This window comes from Nannocystis pusilla (assembly GCF_026626665.1).
GTDB lineage: Bacteria > Myxococcota_A > Polyangia > Nannocystales > Nannocystaceae > Nannocystis > Nannocystis pusilla.
In genome coordinates this window covers 564,805-580,967 of record NZ_JAPNKE010000002.1, presented here as the reverse complement: position 1 = coordinate 580,967, position 16,163 = coordinate 564,805, and the positions used below count along the sequence as shown (strand labels likewise).

General features: G+C 67.2%; 11 protein-coding genes. 6 read left to right on the top strand and 5 right to left on the bottom strand.

Translation table 11 applies throughout. The features are described 5' to 3' along the window. Positions 1 to 284 precede the first annotated feature (284 nt). Positions 285 to 2,597, top strand: a complete 2,313-nt coding sequence (locus OV079_RS02800; protein ID WP_267766066.1) for an Eco57I restriction-modification methylase domain-containing protein — start codon at positions 285 to 287, stop codon at positions 2,595 to 2,597. On the opposite strand, the gene OV079_RS02795 is transcribed toward OV079_RS02800, so the two are convergent. Together OV079_RS02795 and OV079_RS02790 are read right to left on the bottom strand one after the other, a co-directional pair. Beyond that, a complete protein-coding gene (locus OV079_RS02795; RefSeq protein ID WP_267766065.1) occupies positions 2,575 to 2,823 on the bottom strand; it encodes a hypothetical protein in 249 nt (82 codons plus the stop codon). The two genes, OV079_RS02800 and OV079_RS02795, sit on opposite strands and share 23 nt — an antisense overlap. Next, a complete protein-coding gene (locus tag OV079_RS02790) occupies positions 2,808 to 3,923 on the bottom strand; it encodes an AraC family transcriptional regulator (protein WP_267766064.1) in 1,116 nt (371 codons plus the stop codon). Before OV079_RS02790 ends, OV079_RS02795 begins: the two co-directional genes overlap by 16 nt. A gap of 514 nt (positions 3,924 to 4,437) precedes the next feature. Between OV079_RS02790 and OV079_RS02785 the strand changes: the two genes are divergently transcribed. Both OV079_RS02785 and OV079_RS02780 read left to right on the top strand, forming a co-directional pair. Continuing rightward, positions 4,438 to 5,235, top strand: coding sequence for a hypothetical protein (locus tag OV079_RS02785; RefSeq protein WP_267766063.1), 798 nt, complete (start codon positions 4,438 to 4,440; stop codon positions 5,233 to 5,235). 657 nt (positions 5,236 to 5,892) lie between these two features. After that, a complete protein-coding gene (locus OV079_RS02780; RefSeq protein WP_267766062.1) occupies positions 5,893 to 6,240 on the top strand; it encodes a tyrosine-type recombinase/integrase in 348 nt (115 codons plus the stop codon). Between the two features lie 1,266 nt (positions 6,241 to 7,506). Here OV079_RS02780 and OV079_RS02775 read toward each other — a convergent pair. Beyond that, complete coding sequence (locus OV079_RS02775) at positions 7,507 to 7,995, bottom strand: protein kinase domain-containing protein (protein WP_267766061.1); 489 nt, start codon at positions 7,993 to 7,995, stop codon at positions 7,507 to 7,509. 183 nt (positions 7,996 to 8,178) lie between these two features. After that, positions 8,179 to 9,804: a serine/threonine-protein kinase gene (locus OV079_RS02770; RefSeq protein WP_267766059.1), complete on the bottom strand. Its 1,626-nt coding sequence runs from the start codon at positions 9,802 to 9,804 to the stop codon at positions 8,179 to 8,181. 432 nt (positions 9,805 to 10,236) lie between these two features. On the opposite strand from OV079_RS02770, the gene OV079_RS02765 reads away from it, so the two are divergent. Then, entirely contained in the window at positions 10,237 to 11,544 is a 1,308-nt protein-coding gene (locus OV079_RS02765; protein WP_267766058.1) for a metallophosphoesterase family protein, read from the top strand. 291 nt (positions 11,545 to 11,835) lie between these two features. After that, the gene (locus OV079_RS02760; RefSeq protein WP_267766057.1) at positions 11,836 to 12,567 is read left to right on the top strand and encodes a CHAT domain-containing protein; all 732 of its coding nucleotides are present in this window, start codon (positions 11,836 to 11,838) and stop codon (positions 12,565 to 12,567) included. Positions 12,568 to 12,574: 7 nt separating this feature from the next. On the opposite strand, the gene OV079_RS02755 is transcribed toward OV079_RS02760, so the two are convergent. Then, positions 12,575 to 15,007, bottom strand: a complete 2,433-nt coding sequence (locus OV079_RS02755; RefSeq protein WP_267766056.1) for a serine/threonine-protein kinase — start codon at positions 15,005 to 15,007, stop codon at positions 12,575 to 12,577. Between the two features lie 514 nt (positions 15,008 to 15,521). Between OV079_RS02755 and OV079_RS02750 the strand changes: the two genes are divergently transcribed. Beyond that, entirely contained in the window at positions 15,522 to 15,860 is a 339-nt protein-coding gene (locus OV079_RS02750; protein WP_267766055.1) for a hypothetical protein, read from the top strand. Positions 15,861 to 16,163: the final 303 nt, after the last annotated feature.

Below are 16,163 nucleotides of genomic sequence, written 5' to 3'. Positions count from 1 at the left end.
ATGGCGCGCCCGGGGCCCGTGGTCGTCGATCTGAGCGAGATCCTGGCTCATGCGCCAGGCGTGCGCGGGCGCCGGTGCGCGGCGGCCGGGCTCGTGCTCGACGCATCGCTGCAGCGGGCGCTCGCGGGCGCCGACCGGCCCGAGGACGTGCTGGCGGCGGTCGGCGAACGCGGCGGGGCGCGAGCCGTCCAGGGCTGCCGCCGGGCTCGCTGTATTGGCGGCCGGGCGAGGAGCGGCGGCGGGCGGGCGCTCATTACACGCCGCGCGGGCTGGCCGACCCGATCGTGCGCACCGCCCTGCGGCCAATACTGGCGGCGCTGGGCGAGCGTCCGACCCCGGCGCGGCTGCTGGCATTGAAGCTGTGCGATCCGGCGGCCGGTTGCGGCGCGTTCCTGCTGGCGGCCTGCCGCCAGCTCGGCGAGCGGCTCGAGCAGGCGTGGCGCGATCACGGTGTGGTGATTGCGCCGGGCGTCGACGCCGGGGCGCTGGCGCGGCGCGAGGTCGCCCTGCACTGTCTGCACGGCGTCGACAAGGACCCGTGCGCCGTGCACCTGGCGCGGCTGTCGCTGTGGCTGCTGACCGGCGCCGAGGGACCGCCCGGCCCGTTCATGGCGTCGGCGGTGCGCTGCGGCGACGCGCTGGTCGGGCTGAGTCCGGCGCAGATCGCCGCGTTTTCGTGGGACGGCGACGGAGGAGGCCCCTCGTCGCAATGGCTGGAACCTCGGTCCGTGGACCTGCCGGCCGCCGTCGGCGCCCCGGACTGCGTGCATTCCTCGGACCTCGCGCGGGCCCGTGAGCCGCGAGCCGCCGGTGCGATGGACTCCCTGCATTTCACGACGCCCGCGCGCACGGGCTCGACCGCGCCGGGCGTCGGAGACTGCGAACATTCCCCGGCGGGAGCGGGTCCGCCGGCCGACCACGAGCATGCCTCGATGCGCGAGCGGGCGCGCCGGATCGGCGATGCAGCGATCGCGGTGTTCTTCGCCCACGACGGCGAGCGGCGGCGCGAGGAGCAGCGCGACCGGCTGGCGCGCGCGACCGTCGAGCCGGCGCGGCGCGGCGACCTCCACGCCCTGGCGGCGCTCGATCGGCTGGCGGCCGGGCTCGCCGGCCATGCGCCCGCAGTGCTGCCATTCCACTGGGCGCTCGAATTCCCGGCGGTGTTCGCCCGCGACGATCCCGGCTTCGACTGCTTCGTCGGCAACCCGCCGTTCTTCTGGGGCAATCGCATCAGCCGCGCGTTCGGCGACCGCTACCGCGATTGGCTGCTGCGCTGCTACCCGGGCTCGCACGGCAACAGCGACCTCGCAGCCTACTTCCTGCGCCGATCGTTCGCGCTGCTGCGCCGCGGCGGCACGCTCGGCTTCGTCACCACCAATTCGATCGCCGAGGCCGACACCCGCGAGACCGGGCTGGGGCCGCTGCTGCGCGCCGGGGGAATCGTCTACGAGGCGGTGCGCAGCGCCGAGTGGGACGGGAGCGCCAACGTCCGCGTGGCGCACGTGTTCGTCCGCAAGGGCGGCGACCCGGGCGAGCGCCGGCTCGACGGCGAGGTGGTCGCGGAGATCGGGGCCGACCTGCGGCGGCCGCGGGCGGCGTGGACGGCGGTGCGCCTGCGCGAGCGCGCGGAGGAGAGCTACAAGGGCGTCGACTTCGGCGGCACCGGCTTCTTGCTGACGGTCGAGCAGCGCGACGCCATCGTCCGCGCCGCGCCGCACGAGGCGGCCTGCATCTGGCCGGTGTTGAACGCCAGCAACTTCACGGCGTCGCCGCAGCAGCGGCCGGCGGGCTTCATCATCAATTCCACCGGGCTCGGCCTGGCCGAGGCCGAGCGGTTCGAGCGCTGCATGGCGATCGTCCGCGAGCGGGTGTTGCCGCGCCGGGCGACGGACAAGCGCAAGGCCCGGCGCGAGCGCTGGTGGCTGTACAACGAGGCCTGCGTCGGCCTGTACCGGGCGATCGCGGGCAAGGCCGCGGTGCTCGTGTGCCCCGTGGTCGCCAAGTACGTCACGTTCGCGCTGGTCGAGGCCCGCGCGGTGTTCACCAACGCGCTCAATGTCTTCACCTTCGACGACCACGCGTCGCTGGCGCTGCTGCAGTCGCGCGTCCACGAGCTATGGGCATTGACGCACAGCTCGAGCCTGCGGGCCGACCCGCGCTACAACCCCTCCGATTGCTTCGAGACGTTCCCGTTCCCGGCCGGGTGGCGACATTCTCCCGCGCTGGCGGAGGCCGGGCGGCGCTACGACGAATGCCGGCGCCGCTGCATGCTCGCCGGCGGCCACGGCCTGACGAGCCTCTACAACCGCTTCCACGACCCGGACGAGCGCGCCGGCGACATCGCCGAGCTGCGCGAGCTGCACGCGGCGCTCGACCGGGCAGCGCTGGCGGCGTACGGCTGGGCCGACCTGGCGGCGCGGGCCGAGGCGGCGTTTCGCACGCGCGACGAGGGCGGGCGAATCACCCGACCGACGATTCGCCTCGAGTGGCCGGCCGCGTTCGCCGACGAGCTGCTGGGGCGCCTCCTGGCGCTGAATCAGCGGCGCGCCGGCGCGGAGTCGGCGAGCGCGGCCGTCACTCCTCGTCCGGAAACGTGAACCTGAGGCTCACGTCCTCACCGCCGGCCTCGGCGACCCGCTTGCGCAGGCGCGCCTCCGCGGCCACCGACCAGTCGCCGAACCCGCTGATGATGACAGGCCCGGTGGTGTACGCCTCCATGCGGACGATCGGGTTGCGCGGGCCGCCGCCGAGGATGTCGACGATCACCTCCCGCTTGTCGAGCCCCTCGTCCTCGTAGGCCCACGCCTTCAGAGCGGCGAACACCTCGTCCTCACGCTCGCGCGGCCATTTCCCGACCTTGGCCACGAATTCCAGGTTGACCGACATGTTCGCGCCTCCGCAGTGGCGGCGAAGTTAGCACGCGACAGCGCTCGGTGGGCGACGGTCGGGCAGCTCGCGCGGCCCTGCGTCTGCGTTCGCTGACGCGGCAGCCACCGTTCACGCGAGCGGCAGAAAGAGCTCGGTGTGCAATTGCTCGGGCGGCGCATTGGTGGGGTTGTTGCGATACACCTCGTAGCTGTGGCCCTCGCCCACCCGCTGCCGCTGCGCGGCAGCCATTCGCCCATCAGCCGCGACCAGGCGTCGCCTAGCTGGGTGTACGGGCCGATGTGGGTCGTCCGCGCGTAGCGACCGGCGGGGAGGCGCTGCTCGCCGAGGCCGGCGGGCAGGTCCACGCCCTCGGGGACCACCAGGCCGGCGTCCGAGCGCAGCTGCTCGGGCGGAGTGACCTCCGGGTCGTCGTAATAGATGGCGACCATCGCCGCCGCGGGGGTCGCGAACAGCCCGGCCGGCCCGGCGAGCGCCCCCAGGCGGGCGAAGGCCTCGGAGATGCGATTGTAGGGACCGACGTGGGTCACGGTGGCGACCCGCAGCGCGGGCTTGGTCTCGATGTCGACATGCATGATGGACTCCTTGGTGGCAATGTGAACAGTGAGCGCGCGCGCCGGGTCGTCGCAATAATGCACCCCCGACGGCGCGGCGAGCTCGGCCTGCGGCGGACGCACGCAGCCGGTCTTCGGATCGGTGACGCCGTGGCGGAACGCCGAGGGCGACGCGCCGTAGGCCTGACGAAAGGCGCGGGTGAAGGCCTCGTGGGTCTCGTAGCCGGCGTCGAACGCGACCGCGGTGACCCCGACGTCGCTCGTCAGCAGCGCCCGCGCGGCCCGCTCGAGTCGCAGGCGCCGGTGCATCTCCAGCGGGGTCTCGCCGACCATGCCGCGGAACACCCGGTGGAAGTGAAACGGCGACAGCGCGGCCCCGCGGGCCAGCGCGGCCAGATCGAGGGCCTGGTCGAGCGTCTGCGAGATCTGGACGACCGTGCGCAGCACCGCCGCCTCGTAGAAGGTTTGCGTCTCCGCCTTCACGCTCCGAGACGTAGCCCAGCCCGGGCCCCTCGACTTGACGGCCCTTGCGAATTTGCCCGCGCCTCGCTCAGGACGGCGAAATCGCTGGCTACTGCGGCCATCAAGGAAGAGAGTGCGAGATCGCGCACTCCGACCTCGGCGACCGGCGGCGACCACCCGCGGCGGCAGGGGCCGGGCGTCACCGTCCGCGTGACGAGGTCGGGCCGAGCCGACCCACGTCGCTCTCGCCGCCCTCTTCCGCGGCGCAGAGGCAGGGTGGCCCCGGCGGTCGAGCTGGCTTGACCGCCCGCGCCTGGACTGTCCTGGAATGGTATGAGGAGACATACAAGGCGGCGCGCGAGCTGGGACCGGCCACGACGCCGCATCGCCGCTTACGCGTGCTGAGCTGGCCCCGGCAGTATCCTGCCGCCGCCCGCGCAGATCAATGCGGTGATGTCGCCATCTTCCGCGGGAGCACCCTTCAGGCTTTGGCTCTGCCGCGCTGAGTCCGCCCGTCTCTATTTCGTACAAGTGCATGATGTCACTCAGCGTCTCCATCCTCTCCCTCCTTCTCCTGGAACCGGCGCCCGCCGCTGGCGAGATCAGGACGCCGACACCGCCGTGTTCTATGGCGTTGTCCCGGCTTTCGCATGCGGCAATCAGCCTCGGCTACTCTATCGATGTAGACGGGCTCACGCTCAGCGGGACCAAGGGCACAGCTCGATTGGAGGCCAGATGCGCCGACCAACGCGTCGCGCTGGAGCTCGCCGAGCCGGATGGCAGCATGCTGCACATCAACTTCAACCACGAGAGCGGCCGGTCTTTCTTGGAACTCGTCGGCAGATACCCCGGGGTCGGCGTAGTGTCCCGGGTCTCTATCGTCGATGATGCCGGTGCCGAGCCTCTCACGGGGTCCACCGTGTTCGGCGCCGAGACGCCCAGCGAATCGGCCTTCGTGGAGCTCGACTTGTCCGGCGAAGTTCTGGCCGAAACCGGGGATGCACGGCTTCTGAACGCTGAGTTTGAATCAGTTCTCACGACTTCCACAGGATGGTCTGACGCTCATGTCTTGATGTTCGCGCTCGCTGGCACGGCCAGCACTACGGAGGCTCAAGCAATGGCCGAGCTCATGCTGGCCTCCGTGGTACCCCGCCCTCGCGGCACCAAAAGTATCCTCGCTATGGGGGCAGCCTGCGGAGCATCTGCCGTGACGTGCACGCTCGCGGCGACCTGGTTTGCGCCGCTTGCGGGCACATGCATCAAAGAGAGCGTCGTTTGCGGCGGCATGATCGTCGCCGCTGTCGGCTGCGCGGTCTACGACTGCGAGAGCTAGCCATGCCCGAGCGCCCCGCAATTCACCTCTTGTCTCGCAGACAGCCCCTTGGCTTTCTGCCGACGTGGAGGTTCTGGAACGACGAGGAGCGGCAACGCCTCGTCATGCCGCTTCTCTTGGCGGTCACCGTGCCCGAGTCCCTGCTGGCTATCATTCTCTTCATGTGGCTGGGCGTTCCGTGGCTCGTGCCCCTTTATGCCCTTTTGTCGACGCAAGTGTTCTATGGACTCGTCGAGCGCCGAGTTCGTCGAGAGCTCCTTCGCGGAGGACTGCGACCCGTACCATCATCCGAATCACTCCGGCCCCATGACTGGATCTGGCTCGCGTCCATCGGGGTCGTCAGCAGCGTGCTGCTGATATGGGTAGCGGTGGCGTGGGGTCCGGTGCCTGCGCTCTGCGGCACCCTGGCAATGACCGCGTTCCTTACCAGCGCAGGTACGACTTCGAGTCGCGCGCGCTTGGGACTGCAGTCAGTGAAGACGGCTCTCCCGGAGCACGCGCCATGAGGGGGGAATCTGACCCCATCGGGCCCGCGCTACCAGCGGCAACACCACCGCTTGCTCGCAGCGGATCGTCACGACATCAAGAGCGGGGTGCGAAGAACGGTTCGCTGGCGTGGGCCCGCTTCGAGCCGCTGCAGCAGCCTCACGTCAAACGATGTCCAGCGGGCCCAAGCTGGCAGGCATCGAGCGCCGCGGCCCACACAGCCTGCGGCACTCGTTCGCCACGCATGCGTTGCGGGCTGGCGCCGATCTCAAGACCGTGCAGGAGTCGTGCGGACACGCTTCACCGCGCACCACGGAGGTCTACCTGCACGGCAGCAAGCGCACGCGGCGCGATGCGATCGCCAAGATGGCCGCCACCGGACGAGCCTCGCCACCGAGAGTGGCACAAATCTGCCACAGCCCGGGGCGACGCGAGGCGGCCGCGCCGAATGCACCGCCAACCCCGCGTAATCACAGACGTTTCAAGTGGTGCCGTGCGCGGCCAGCCACTTGTGCATGAACTGTCCAGAACATGGGGCAAGTCCCGCGCCAACACCAGCGCAGCCCTCAAATCTCTACCATGGCGCGGACTTGCTCATCGCAAAATTACTCTGCAGGCCTCTCACTTGCTCTCGCTGCCTCCCCGTCCGTGACACAGCATGGGCCTGTGACACGAACGAGATATCGCAACTTGAAGTTCGCAAGTATCCCCGGCGCAGCGGCCCGCGGCGGACGACCCCCTCGAGCGCCTCGAGCCCCAACGCGAACTCCGGTTCGCCAGCGAGTGCTTGCTCTTGACGCGCGGCGCAGGCTGGCGCGAGCGTGGAAAAAGTGGACCGCGGCCGCCGACGAACTCCGCGTGGCGCCGCAGGAGTGCGAGCCTCGCGTCGTCCACCTTCACCAGTCGATCGCCGGTCGGACCATGATCAAGGTGCACACCGCGAGAACTCGCGCTCGAGCAGATCGTACTCGAGGCCGCGTGATCTGCGTCTTCCGCGTTGTCATCCACCCGCGGCATCGCCCTTGCCGGCGTCGGTCGCTGTTTGTGACGCGCATCGTGCGGCCGAAGTGTAGTCGGTTCTCTGGAGCGGGATGATCCGCGGCAGCGTACCATGCCACGTCGCGAACGAGGTGATCCCGGACGGCTGCCTGAGCGACGCCGGCTTGGACCCCGCGGTGCCGCATGGCGGCGCGTGCGTTCATACGTCATCCGTCCCGCCGGCACCTCCCGAAGAACGATTTCGGTTTGTAACCATTTCGGCGATGAGCTCGTCACGAAGCAGGCGGAGTTCGGTGAGGAGTCGGAGCACGGGCACGGCGCTGCGCGTACTCCGGTCAGAAGCATAGCTCTCGGGCCGACCTCGAACCATTGCACGCAGAACGATCTCCATGAGATCGTCACAGTGAGATGGATATAGGATTGCGTTCCTCCGAGCAGGTAGGTGTCGCGCTTTTGCAAGGCGCGCCAGGTGAGGCGGCACGGGGACTCCTGGACCGAGCCGGCAAGCATGCCGAGTTGGAAGACCTGATCGTGGCTTCCAGTCAGCAAAAAATAGAAAATCGCACCCAGCGCATAGACGTCGTGGGCTTCTCCGAGAGGACGGATAATCACATAGTGCCTGACGGGCTTTGATGGAACCTCTCCTTTGACGTACGCAAATTTTGCGCCTGGCGATATTTCGATACGCGTCACGACTAGGTCATGCACGTGGTCCGCATCGTGGGGGTCGGCGAGGATGTCCTGCACTCGTATCGATGCGTACGAACGATCGAGGGAAGCTGGAATTCAGAACCGGTGCTCGGCGGCATCAATCTCGATCGTGTCGACTACTTGGATGTGATACTGGGCTTCAGGGGACAAGTACGGGACTTGTTCAGCTGGAGGTCCGATGTGCTCGGCGTCTTCGTACCACGAACGCGAGGGAGTCTGACGATCCGAAAGTCCGAAATCGATCACGCGGGCCTGGTAGCCGGATGCCGTTCCGAATAGGGATGGTTCAGACGCTCGTGCGTCAGAGCAGATGCGCCGCAACATAATGTTATTCGGGGCGAGATCTTTATGTACGACCTTCTTCGCGTCGTGTAACCATGCAATAAATTCGACAATCTGAATCATGATGTTGAGCTTCTCACGGAGGTCTGATTTTTGGCGCAAAGACTGCTCTTGCATTTGCTTTGACATGAGACCGATGCGCTCGAGAAGCCCAGCAGGGTGTACCGGGAGGACCGGGGGGCGATGGCACGCGACATAGTCTTCCAGGCTGAATTCATTCATCTCAAGAACAACGGCCTGGCGTGTTACGAAATTGATGATGGCCCCAATTCGCGTGTCGACTGTCGACCTTACAGCAAGGTTTCGCCTCAGCACAGTACAGCTCGTGCTCGCGCATCTGGACGAACTCCGCGCTGAGCATGTAGTTACATTCAGGACACATCAGGGACGGAGAAGGCCTGTTCGTCAACTCGCCGCGTTGAAGGGGGAGATCGCAGCCGCGAGGGCAGTGCGGGGTGTACAAGACGCCGCAGGCACACATAACCAACGGATCGAGGGTGAGCACATCGAGCAGTTGTGCGAACCCCTCATTTCTCTGGGCCGAAAGCTCGCAATTAGCATGATTTCTTGATGAAATAGGCGCTCATGTCGGAGGTCCGCATGGTCGTGGAGGAGCTTGATCGCCACCGGCCTGGCTGGCATCGTAGCGCTGGTCTGCAGCGCTGCGAAGACCTTGCCAAAGCGTCCGCTGCCTAGGAGCCGGGGCCGGACGACTCCATTTTTCGTGGTCTTGAGCCATTCGTACTCGAAACTAGGGCCTCGCGTGACGTCTGTCTGACGAGTCCTCGGGGCAGCGACCGGCATTGCGGTCGGGAGGAGTGGTGGTTCAGGTTCAACTGGTTTGGCGGCGTCGAGTGCTCGCTGCCCCTCTGCGAATGACCGCCCGCTCGCACGCCACACCTGCGCCTCGCTCAAGGCTCGCCGTAAATCTGAGCAGAGCGCTCTCATGTTTGTATAGCGCCTATTTCGATCAAGTGAGCAGGCCTTATAAAGGGTCTCGCAGATTAGGGGATTGCACGACAGTTTGTTGATGAAGGCGCCAGGATCCATGGCTGCCGGATCATTTAGGCTCGCAGGGGGCTTGCAACCCGCGAAGATGGCCACGAGTGTCATCCCAAGGGAGAATATATCGGCTCGGCTATCGAGTTGATCGAGCCCAGCCTTCCATTCGGGAGCAGAATAGGGGTCCGTGAAGGGCATACCATGCGTGGGCACGGTCATTGAGTCCTGGGCGGGCGCATACACGAGATCGAAATCCACTAGGACTGCCTGGAATTTTCCTGTCTCTGGGCGAATGATGATATTCTTGGGCGAAACGTCGCCGTGCAATATTCCATTCTCGTGCATCAGTGCTAGGGCCTCGCCGATGTCGAGCAGCGATGCAGCAATGTCGATGGGGGAGTCTAGGCGTCTGGCGGCAATTTGTTTGTGAAGTTGATGTCCCTCGACGTATTCCTGAACACAGTAATCGTACCCCTGCTCGTAGCGATGCGCATCCAACACACGTGCAATGTGCGGGTGCTCCAGCCCGGCGATGCGCCTCGTGCCGGTGATAAAGCGCTGCCTACGCCACATGTAGTCTTTTGCAGGTACCTCGCGCGACAGGATCTTGATCGCCACGTAGCTCTTGGTCACGTTGTCCCATGCTCGCCAGAGCGTAGCGAAGCCGCCATAGGCGGCCAACTCTTCCATACGATATCTCCCACCGCACAACAGCATCCCTTCTAGGGATTTGGGGACTGGCCCTGGTCCCGGAAGCAGGGACAGCATCATCAGATTTATCCGTTCGAGCTGCCGGGGCCGTTCTTGAGCGAGGGCGCTGAACAGGGTGTGGTCCAGCAAAGCTCGTCGCTCCAGCATCCGCACCAGGTGAAATGCGATGTCGCGTATACTCGCCGGGGGTTGAAGCATATCGAGCGACAGGCTCGCGCCCTCTGAGAGACTACGTACAAATCGGACCAGTTCGTCGCTCGTAAAGCATTCAGCGATGAACTCTACCAGTGCGCTCTGTGGATCCGATTGCTCACCCATATTTCTCAGAATATTACCGAGGTCGGAGGCCTCGTGTAAGCCAAATTTTCAACGCCATGTCTTCTGATGAGGAACATGGATAACCTCACGCGCAAACGCCGCGCGGGGGGGGCGCGGCGGAGGATAGCCTGTCGGCCAGGCCTCCCGTTCCCCCCAAATAGTAATCCGTGGGCGTACACCTGCATACCGCCTGGCGCTCGGGTCGAGCCCCATGCAGCCGTCAGCTCGTATTGTCGGGCTTCAAGTTCTTGATCCAGCTCGCGGAACTGCCGCGACTCACGTCCCAAATGTACGAACTCAAGCGCTGCTAACCAGGCCGTGACATGCGGCTGCCGAATAGGCGTCGATTCACGTTATCGTCGCACGTCGTCATGCTCTCGCCCGCGCTGATCATCGTCATCTCCGACCTCCACCTCGGCGGCTCCCCCCGCCATGATGTCGAAGCCTGACGTCCTCGCTGACTTCATCAAGGGCCTCCCCGCCAAGCTCGCTCCCGGCGAATTCCTCGAGCTCGTCCTCGCCGGCGACGTCATCGACTTCCTCGCCATCGAGCTCGACGGCCGCACCGACCCCTGGACCGCGAACCCCGACCACGCCTGCGCCAAGCTGCTCTCGGCCCTCGAGCGCGACCGCAGCGTCTACGAGGCCCTCGCCGATCATCTTGCGCAGGGCCACGGCCTCACCATCCTGGTCGGCAACCACGACGTCGAGCTCGCTCTCCCGATCGTCCAACGCGAGCTCTGCAAGGCCCTGCGCTGCCGCCCCGGTGCCGTCCACTTCGTGGACGACGGCCGCGCCTGGCGTTACGGCGAGGTCCTCGTCGAGCACGGCAACCGCTACGACCCCGCCAACGAGAACGACTGGGACAGCCTGCGCGAGATCGCCTCGTGCCAGAGCCGCGGCGAACAAACCATGTCACGCCTGAGGCCCTCCGAAGGCAGCAAGATCGTCCATAGAGTCGTCCAGGAGCACAAGAACGTCTTCGAGTTCATCGACACCCTGCAGCCCCAGGGGGCGATCGTCGCCTACCTGATGGCCGCCCTCGATCCGAGCCTCCTCGACCGTCTGCCCGCGCTCGCCCGAGTGATGTACGGCCGATGGCTCTCAACCCGTAACGCCGCCGGGCTGCCGCCCAAGCGCCGCGCGGCCCGCGGCGTCGGCGACGACGACGTCGACATCGAGAACCTAGCGCTGGAGGCCCTGCTCGGCGAGGTCCCAAAGGCCACCCGCGGCCCCCTCCTCGACGTCCTCCGCGAGTCGCTGAAGCCCACCGACAAGTCACTGCTCCACATGATCGTCAACAGGATCGAGATCCCCGACGACCGCCTCGCCAAGATCCAGAAGGTCCTCGTCCACATGCTGAAGGACGACAGGTCCCTCGACCCGCAGGGTCCGGCCGATCAGTTCGGCAAGGCCGCCGCGCGGCTCCGCGACGCCACTGGCGCCCGCGTCGTCGTCATGGGGCACACCCACCAGGCCCGCCATATCGGTCCCCCGGACATGGCCGAGTACATCAACACCGGCACCTGGGCGGACCTCGTCACCGTCCCCGAGGCCGCCCTCAAGCCCGACTCCGCCGGCCTTGCGGCGCTCCAGACCTGGATCGTCGACCTCGCCCTCGACACCAACCTCCGCACCGTCGTACCCACCTGGGCCGAGATCCGCGTCGATGCGGAAGGTCGCCTCCTGAGCGCCCACCTCGAGCCGCGTCCCGAGCCGCTTGCAACCCCACAAACCTGACGGGTATCCTCTGTTGGTGCCCTCGCCCACCCAGTCCGAGCTCTTCGGACGGTTCGCCAGCTATCTGCTCGCCTGCTTCGCCGCCGGCGAGCTTCGCCGCCTCATCAGCTACCTGCCGGAAGGTACCGAGATGGCGAGGAATCTGCCCTCGAGCGAGGTCTCGGCCGCCGCGATAGCTGCGGTCGCCGTCGAGGTGCTCCACGAGAACGGGTATCTGCACGGCAAGAAGAGCACCGCGTTCTGGGACAGCTTCAAGCGGGCCCGTCCACGGCGCATCGATGAGATCAATCAATGGCAGGCCGCGCTCCGAATCGATACCCCGGGGATATCCTGCCGGGCGGCGCTGCCGCCAGCCCGACCGGCGAACCCTCCGCGCCGGAGAAGCTCGAGATCCTGCTGGTCTCTGCCAGCCCGCTCCGCGCGAGCAGGCAGCTCGCCGTCGACGAAGAGTTCGCCCGGATTATCGAGAAACTGCGACATCGTAGCAACCTCAAGATCACCCAGCGTACCGCGGTGACGTTCGACCGCCTGCAGTCCGCGCTCAACGACTTCACTCCGCAGATCCTCCACATCAGTTGCCACGGCAAGCCCGGGTACCTCTATTCTGAATCCGAACGCTCAGGAGACCCTTCCACGGCGATCCACCAGGATGCCCTCGTGCAGACGCTGGACGCCCTCGATCCGCCGCTTCGTCTGGTCGTCCTCAACGCGTGCGACTCGCTCTCGATCGCCCAGCGGATCGTCACCCCTGACGCGCGGGTGGCCGAGTGGGCCATAGGGATGAACGCCCCCATCTACGACCACGACGCGATCTCGTTTTCTGCGACGCTCTACGACACGATCGCCGCCGGTCGCTCGCTCGACGCCGCCTTCAAGACCGCCGTAGCCCGGCTCATGGCCGACGCCCCCCCGGGCCAGGATCCCGATGCCCCCCACGCGATCCCTCGCCTCGTCCCCGACGACCGCGCCCAGGCGAAGAAAGCCGTGCTCGTCGCCCCCTCGGCGAGGGCGCGCATCGAGTGACGCGGACTCAGCCCCGCTCCCGGTCAATTCGGGCGAGCAACAGCTCGGCCCGGCCCGCCGCCTCCGCCACCGCCGACTGCCACCACGGCAGGCGGAGCCATGCCGAGAAGTCCGTCAGCAGCGCCACCGCGTCGCGGTGGAGCGACTCGGCCGGCGGCTGAAACCACTCCGGCAATCTCAGGCTCGACCAGATCCTCCGCAGCTCGGAGACCCCGTACCGGCGCAGCTGCTCGTCGAGCGTTCCCCTCGCCGCCTCGTCCAGCGCTTCCGTCGTCGTCTTCCCTCGCCACGGCCCCCGAACCTCGCTACAAAGGCGCGAAAGCTGCGCCTGCAACTCGCCGGGATAAGCAGTCTGCCCTTGACCCGAACGTTCGGGTGGCCCGGCCAGGATCACGAAACGCAGGTCGTACCCCGGCTCCCGCGTCCTCGAGGGCGCGATGTGGAGGTTCATCCGGAGCGACAGCTCCGCCAGCAGGTCCTCCGGCAACGCCTCGATCTCGGTCTCGACGTCGATGACCTCGTCCTCGTCCGGCGCGTCCGTCGACACCGCGGCCGGACCGACGAACGACCGAACCGCGTCCCGTAGCGCCTGCAGACACCATGGCGCGGTGTGCTCGATCAGGGAGCGGACGACGGTCGCCCGGTTCGCGTTCACCACGAGCATGCAGGGCAGCATGAACCTCGCCCACACCCCCTTCCATGCTGCCGCGTCGAGGCGACAGAGCGTCCGATAGAGCGAGAACCGCGGCTCGACGTCGGCCGCGAGCGTCAGGCGAGAGCGTGCACAGACGTCGATCGCCGCGCGCACGAGCGCCTCCGCCTGATCGACCAGCGGCAGCAGCGACAGCGGGAAATCCGGCTTGTGCGGGATCTTCAGCAGTTCGCGGTCCAACTGGTCGTAGTTCCGCGTCGACACCAACCTGTCGAACTCTGCGGGGTCGATCTCGCTCACTCTCACGAGGCGCTCCAGGGCCACCCGCATCCGCTCGTGGATCCAGCTCAACCGGACGTACGGCGTCGTCGGATCCGGGGGCGTCAGGCGCTGCTTGAAGCGACGGACGATCCCGTGGATGTCCGCGAGGAGTCGCGACTCGGCCGCCGGCCGAGCGCATGCCTCGACCAGTGCCGCGGCTCCGGAGAGCTGGGACGCGTCGCCGCGGGTGGTGATCACGTTCTCATAACCGAGCAGGAACCCCTCGAACCATTCCCGAGGGAAAGAACACAGCGCGACGAAGGCGTCCTCCCCGGTCTGGACCGGCGTATCGGGCTCGGCCGCCGGCCCGGGCGGCTCGCGCGGCACGGCCTGCTCACGGATCTTCGAGAGGAGCCCTTCGTCCTGGGTCCGCCTCGCCCTGTCGAGCAGGTCCGCCGCCCGCTGCGCCTGCGTACCTTCGCGGCAGCGCCACGCGTCCGTCTCGGCCGAACGGACGAGCGCCCCGAACGCCTCGGGCGACATCCGCTCGAGCTTGAGGAGCATCGCCAGCGCGTCGTCCCGCGCACCGTAGCGCTCCCAAATCTCACGGTCCTCGACGCATTCGTGCAGGTCGTAGCAGAGTTCGTCGACATCCCTGTAATAGCTGTCGTGCGGCGGAGCGGCGAGGGCACGCGCCAGGTGTAGACGCAGGCTGCGCGGACAGTCGAGGCGTTCGAGAAGCGCATAACGATCGCGTTGGAACGCCTCGACGTCGGGATCCGACCCCGTCAGCGCGAACACGGCCAGCATCGCCAGCGCGTGGATCTCGGAGCGAACGGCGACATCCAGCGCGTTCTGGTGCTGCGTCGACGGGGAGTAGCGATACGGATCCCGCTGTGTCCCGGGCACGACGCGCCCGGCCTCGAGGTCACCTAGCCGCGCCCGTCCATCTGCGATCAAGACGTTGTCCGGCCGGACATCCTCGCGGATTTTTCCGGTCACCCGTGTCTTCGACAGGGTGCGCCCGACCTGCACCACCATCAACAGCCGGAGCGGCGGCAACGACAGCTGGGACCAGAGCTCGCGCAAGCTGGCCCGCGGCGATTTCGTATCGGCCCGGGCCCCGTCCGGTCGACGCGCCCCGCTCCGCCGCTCCACCAGCACGTACTCGTCCGCCCGGACGCCGTCCCGGACGAACAACCGGGGGATCTCATCCGGATTGTCGCGCCCGATGTCCGGATTGTTCGCCCGCAGCAGCAGCAGCGCGACGCCGTGCGCCGTCCCGACGGAGAAGCCGTCCGCGATCATCGAAAGGAGGCTGCTCGCGTACACGATCGCGTCCTCGTCGTACAGCCGCGCCTTCGTCCCGATCGCCACATCGATCGAGCCCGCCCCGTCCCCCACCAGCGCCTCGGCGAGCTCGAGCGAGAAACACGCGTTGGCCAGGACCAGTCGGAGCTCCCTTCCGACCCGGCGCAACAGCTCCTGAACCACATCGTGGGTGAACTCCGTCGGTCCACCGAGCACGAGGGGCGAAAGATCAGGTGCCCGGCGACCCCGTGCAAACCGAGGGTCAGGACATGAGGGTCGAACTCGCCGAGGTCCCCGGTCAGACGCTCGAAGTTCAGCGCCGAGCGTTGATCGACCAGGATGCCCTCGCGGCTGCCGACGCGCTCCCTGATCCGGCGAAACTCCTCGGCGACGTCGATCCTCGCGTGCGTCACGGAGTCGGCGGACTCCAGCAGGATCCGGAGCCCGTCGGCCGGGGGACGTCGTGGCCCGCTCGGGGGCGACGAGGAGCCGCGCTCATGCCCGCGATTATGCCCTGCCGCGGACCGAACCGAAACAGTCCGCCGCGCCGCCTGCTCCACGCCCTCGTCTGCGACGCCGCGCGAGCAGCAGCCGCTGGTGCGCAACGCCTAGCTAAGCCCTCAGCCCAGCATGACCCGGAGGCCATCGGCTCCACGAGATCGAGCTCGCGCGGATCGAGGCACGTAGACGCCATGCACAATCGACCTGGCGGCCGCTGCCGCCCAAAAAAGTGCTAGCTCTGCGCGCCCGCTGGCGGCGGTGTTTCGACCCGCGGTCGTCCCCGGAGGACCGTGACGCTCGGCAAACGGCTTACCGGCTGCTCGAGCACGTCTTCGACAACGTGATGGCCATGCGGCGCTGGTTCTCCACGTTGCCAAACGCTGACGCGATTCGGCGCGAGTGCCCGGAAGGCGATGGATCCCTCGCTAGCTTGGTCGACCAGTTCGTCGCTTACATGCACAAGACGAAGGAGGACTCCTGGATCCAGGCGCTCGCGCCTCTCGCCCATCAGGAAGACATCGAGCGGCTCGCATCGTGCTGGAAGGAACCGGCCGAATTGCCACTTTGAAGGGGCTCGGCCCGTCCACCCCACGGTGTATGAGCCGAGCGTCCCGCAGGCTGAGATCCTCCACGACCCTTGGGGGATCGGCCCACCACGCCTCGGCCGCGCGGCGAAACCGCAGCATGCGTCGTCCGCTAAGCGTTCGGCCACGGTCGTTACGGCGATGCCCCCGATGTAACCGCCTGTGCACGCCGCCGGACCGGGCCCTGGTAGGGCTGGCTCCAGATTTACCGAACCCCGCAGCTCGCAGATCCCCTCAGTCGCGCGCCTTGGCCGAGCAACACCGGCTCGCTGGTGGGGCGCCGGGGT